Source organism: Clostridium sp. DSM 8431 (genome assembly GCF_900116755.1).
Lineage (GTDB): Bacteria > Bacillota > Clostridia > Clostridiales > Clostridiaceae > Clostridium.
The window spans coordinates 1-1,247 of the sequence record NZ_FPBY01000321.1 but is presented as its reverse complement, the minus strand read 5'-3'; the positions used below and the strand labels follow the sequence as shown (position 1 = coordinate 1,247).

General features: G+C 29.5%; 2 protein-coding genes. Both read right to left on the bottom strand.

The genetic code is table 11. From position 1 onward, the window contains the following. Positions 1 to 33: 33 nt before the first annotated feature. On the bottom strand, positions 34 to 390 hold the full coding sequence (locus tag BM384_RS17130) for a hypothetical protein (RefSeq protein WP_090015491.1): 357 nt from the start codon (positions 388 to 390) through the stop codon (positions 34 to 36). Further along, positions 391 to 852 (bottom strand): hypothetical protein, encoded by a 462-nt coding sequence (locus tag BM384_RS17125; RefSeq protein WP_090015489.1) that lies wholly within the window; start codon positions 850 to 852, stop codon positions 391 to 393. Positions 853 to 1,247: the final 395 nt, after the last annotated feature.

Sequence of the window (1,247 nt, the reverse complement as noted above, 5' to 3'; positions counted from 1 at the left end):
TAGAGGGTATCAATTGATACCCTCTAAATCTCACTATTTTTTATCAAAAAATAAGTTTCTTATATTTTCAAACTCGCCCGATTTATCAACTACATCCATTAATTCAGCTAATAAAGATTTCTTATCTGAAAAAATAGAATTATAATTTTCAACAAATTGACTTTTGTTTAAATTTTCATTATGGAGCCTAATAGAACTTTCTACTAAAAAATTCTTAAATGTTTCAAATTCTTCATACGTGAATCTAGATAAACAAAATAATTCTAAGTTATCGTCTTGTTGTACTCCTAGCTTTTCTAATGCTCTGCATACTCCTATAAATAACATTTTTTGTTTGTTTTCTAATTCACATAATCTTTTTTCCATTGTATCTTTATCTAAATTACTCAATTATAATAATCCCCAATCTATAAGTGTAGCCACCCACCATGCAACATCATTTGCAACAGTGCCACCGCCTAATGCTCCAGCAATTTTATCATATATAGTTTGTTTAATAACATAAGAATAACCTGCTAAATCGTCTAAAACATCTGCTACTTGATAAGAGTATCTAGTTATATTATTTACAGTTGATGTGCTGAAACCTACATATTTTAGCCCATTTAATACGCTTTTTAAGCCAGAAGAACGTAAAGTCTTAGCAGCAGCCTTTAATGCAGCTTTTCCAATTTTACCTTTAACCCCTTTACTTTCTACAATAGAGTTAGAGTCGAAAGCATAATCAATTGTACAAGTTTGAATTGTTGTTGTAGTAGTGTTTTCATAAGCTTTTGCAGTAATTGACGGAAATGCAATTCCCACAACTAAACAAAGTGTTAGTATTAAAGCTGTTAACTTACTTTTTTTCATATTAACCCCCATGTTTTATATATTTTTCTATTTATTAACATCCCAATATTAACATTTTTATAATTATGTTTCAAGTAAAGTCTGGAAATGGAATAAGTGAGAAAGTGAAATACTACCTTGATTACATTTCACTTTCTCCCTTATTCCTCCCCACTCTTTTGGTTTATATATATAATATCCCCCATAATACCCCTAGGGAGGAAATGCCACCTAGCCTTTTATTTTCAATGGCTATACTATGGTCTAAAAAACAATATTGTTTTAAAAAATCTCCCCACTTTCTCCCTGCTTTTATTGGCATAAAAAAAGGTCCTAAAAGTTAAACAACGATACCAGTTTAAAAACTGGCATCGTTGTTTTTTCGTATATTCTTATTTTTTAACATTTATTTCTTA

Coding starts and splice junctions, on each gene's coding strand:
- BM384_RS17125 (WP_090015489.1), bottom strand. CDS start 852: ATGAAAAAAAGTAAGTTAACAGCTTTAATACTAACACTTTGTTTAGTT.